The organism is Butyricicoccus sp., assembly GCF_050872565.1.
Lineage (GTDB): Bacteria > Bacillota > Clostridia > Oscillospirales > Butyricicoccaceae > Butyricicoccus_A.
The window spans coordinates 1-2,959 of record NZ_JBNMHC010000287.1; the positions used below are offsets into that span (position 1 = coordinate 1).

Here is a 2,959-nt window from a genome sequence, read left to right on the forward strand (position 1 = left end):
CGCAGAACCGGTATTAAACCATGAGGACGGCACCACAACGGTCACTGGAACTGTCATTGATGGTGCAATTAAGTCTCAGACGATTGACAACTATGATTCCGCAACGGGTAAGCAGACTTTGAAGTTCGATCTGGACTATGAAAAGATCATGGGCTCGCAGGATACTAGAACGCAGGCAAAGAGCGTCTATGTGTACTACGAGGCTATCGTTCAGAAGGAAGCTGTAAAGGAAGGAAATCATATCGGTGAAAACATCGCAACACTGACCTACTCCAATGCGGCAACACCGGATTCTACGCACACAACGAATAAATCCGAGACCGATGTGTACAACTACTATCTGAGAATTACCAAGATTAAGGGCGAAACCACAGAGTCCCTGAAGGGTGCAAAGTTCGCTTTGTATCTGGCAAAGGATAGCAATACAAAGATGAGATTTGTGAAGGAAACAAACACAGATGGTTCTGTATACTATCGTCCAGCAGTTGATGGCGATTCGGAAGATTCGATTGTCACGGATATTGAAGCAGATTTCCAGATCCGCGGTCTGGATGCCAATACATACTACCTCGAAGAGACGGAGACTCCGTCCGGCTACTACAAACCGGAAGGACGCTTTGAAATCAAGCTGATTTCTAAGATGGAAAATGGTAAGCACACCGGCAAGCTGGATGCTACAAATTCTTCTATGAAGGCACTGGAAACAGCTGATGCAAACCTGCTTCTTTCTCCGAATGTTGATTCCAATCTGGCATACGAGTACTCTGCAGGCGTTAAGAACAGCTCTACGCCGAACCTGCCGACTACCGGCGGCGCAGGCACCATGCTTCTGTCCATCGGCGGCGTTGTCCTGATGGCAGCAGGCGCATATCTGATTTTCTTCCGCAAGAAGGAAAACTAAGTTTATACATACCAACCGAATCGCCGTGGGAGAGTTTCTCTCACGGTGATTCGATGATATGGACAACTTTCCAGTTCATGGAAGGCTGTCCATATCAAGCATCAATCACAAAAGGAGCCGCAAACGTGAAAAAACGGAAAATCCTCCGCATGATATTTGCCCTTTTCATCTTCGGCGCGGGTATCGTCGCGCTGTTCTATCCGGTGTTCAGCGATATTTGGAATCAGCACCGCCAGAACAGCATGATGGATGACTATCAAGATACCGTCCAGCAGATGACAGAAGAAGATTATTCCGCTTGGCTCAAAGCCGCGCAGGAATACAACGCTACCCTCAATCAAAAAGCATATGATTCGTTCACAGGCTTGGATTTGCCAGCAGATGACCCGTATTGGTCTCTGCTCAACGTCAACGGAGATGGTATCATGGGATATGTGGAAATCCCCAAAATCAGCGTGCGCCTGCCAATTTATCATGGTACATCCGAAAAAGCCCTGCAAAATGGTCTGGGACATCTGGTTGGCACTTCGCTGCCGGTCGGCGGCAAGGGAACACATTGCGTATTATCCGGTCATCGCGGTTTGCCGTCTGCGCTGCTGCTCACCAATTTGGATAAGGTGAAGATGGGCGATTTGTTCTATCTGCATGTGTTGGATAAAACGCTCGCCTATGAAGTAGATCAGATTCAAACCGTCGATCCGAGCGAAGCGGAAGCTCTGCAAGCACCGGAAGACGGCGATTATGTTACCTTGATTACCTGCACGCCGTACGGCGTCAATACCCAGCGGCTGCTTGTGCGCGGACATCGCACAGCAGTTCCCAAGCAAGCAGAGAAAGTTACACCGATTCAGCAGATTTTGACGAGCTTTGGCTGGAAAATTTATGCATTGCTTGCAGTAATTCTTCTATTTTTATTGTGGTTCATTTTACTTTGGCGGAAACGGCGCAAAAAACGACTGCGCAAAGCGAAACAGGAGCGTGAATGTATTGAAAAGAATTTCGATAATTGGGAAGTCATTGAAGAAGTATCTTCTCGGACTGATGACGGCCATTCTTCTGATTTGTCCGGCGGCAGCCATCGAGACCATAGATAATACACAGACGGGAAGTTTGACTGTTCAGAGCAATTACAGCGGTCAAGCGTTGACGGATATGCCGTTTGCTATCTATCGTGTGGCGGATGTTTCGCGGTATGGCCTGTTTACGCTGCTGCCGCAGTACGAAGAGAGCGGTGCCGCTGTCAACCAGCTGGAACAAAGCGATGCCCTGGATTGGCGCACCCAAGCGCAAAAATTAGCACAATGGATACAGACAAATCATCTGTCTGCGGATGCGGAAAAATCCACAAACAAAAACGGAACGGCTGTATTTTCACAGCTGGATACCGGTTTGTATTTGGTCATTGGTTCGGATACCAGAGTATCCGGCACACAATATCACAGTGCTCCATTCTTGGTTTCCATCCCAGAGCAGACAAGCGATGGCGCAGCATGGACATACGCTGTAACGGCCAATCCGAAGAGCGAACCGAATGGCAGCCACACAAGGGACGACGGAGATAACAGCAATCGCACAGACAATCCATCAGATAAATCGGATGAAAAGACAGATAACAAGCCGAATACCAAACCAGGTACATCCGGCAATCGTCCGAACGACTCTGATACAACATCTGTAAAGAAAAACTTGCCGTATACCGGCATTCTGCAATGGCCGATTCCGGTATTGGCAGGAACCGGTCTGGTATTAATGATTCTGGGCTGGAACATCAAGAAAACCAAGACAAACAAATAAGTATAGGAATGTGAAACATATGAGACATAAAATTGGATCTTGGCTGATACGGCTTGGATGTCTGTGCATTTTAGCGGCGTTGGTGTTTCTCGCACATAATGTTCGAGAAGAACAGCAGGTGAGCCAAGCAACAGATGCCGCATTGTCCGGCGTGCAGCAAGCGATTGAAGATACTTCTGACTCCAGTGACGAGCAAACCGTTTCTGTTGATGGCGAACAATATCTGGGCTATTTGTCCATTCCTGATTTGAATCTGACTTTACC

The 2,959-nt window shown here is 47.8% G+C and carries 4 protein-coding genes; all 4 read left to right on the plus strand.

All coding sequences use genetic code 11. The features are described 5' to 3' along the window. On the plus strand, positions 1 to 901 hold a 901-nt coding region (locus ACR0P9_RS10150), incomplete at its 5' end, for a SpaA isopeptide-forming pilin-related protein (protein WP_432619797.1). 149 nt (positions 902 to 1,050) lie between these two features. Continuing rightward, positions 1,051 to 1,995, plus strand: coding sequence for a class C sortase (locus ACR0P9_RS10155; protein ID WP_432619799.1), 945 nt, complete (start codon positions 1,051 to 1,053; stop codon positions 1,993 to 1,995). Further along, the gene (locus ACR0P9_RS10160; protein WP_432619801.1) at positions 1,943 to 2,695 is read left to right on the plus strand and encodes a hypothetical protein; all 753 of its coding nucleotides are present in this window, start codon (positions 1,943 to 1,945) and stop codon (positions 2,693 to 2,695) included. Before ACR0P9_RS10155 ends, ACR0P9_RS10160 begins: the two co-directional genes overlap by 53 nt. Before the next feature lie 19 nt (positions 2,696 to 2,714). After that, positions 2,715 to 2,959 (plus strand): hypothetical protein (locus ACR0P9_RS10165; RefSeq protein ID WP_432619803.1); only part of this gene is annotated, 245 nt, incomplete at its 3' end.

Excerpts from the sequence above, each read along its gene's own strand:
- ACR0P9_RS10155 (WP_432619799.1), top strand. The coding sequence starts at position 1,051 with ATGATATTTGCCCTTTTCATCTTCGGCGCGGGTATCGTCGCGCTGTTC.
- ACR0P9_RS10160 (WP_432619801.1), top strand. The coding sequence starts at position 1,943 with ATGACGGCCATTCTTCTGATTTGTCCGGCGGCAGCCATCGAGACCATA.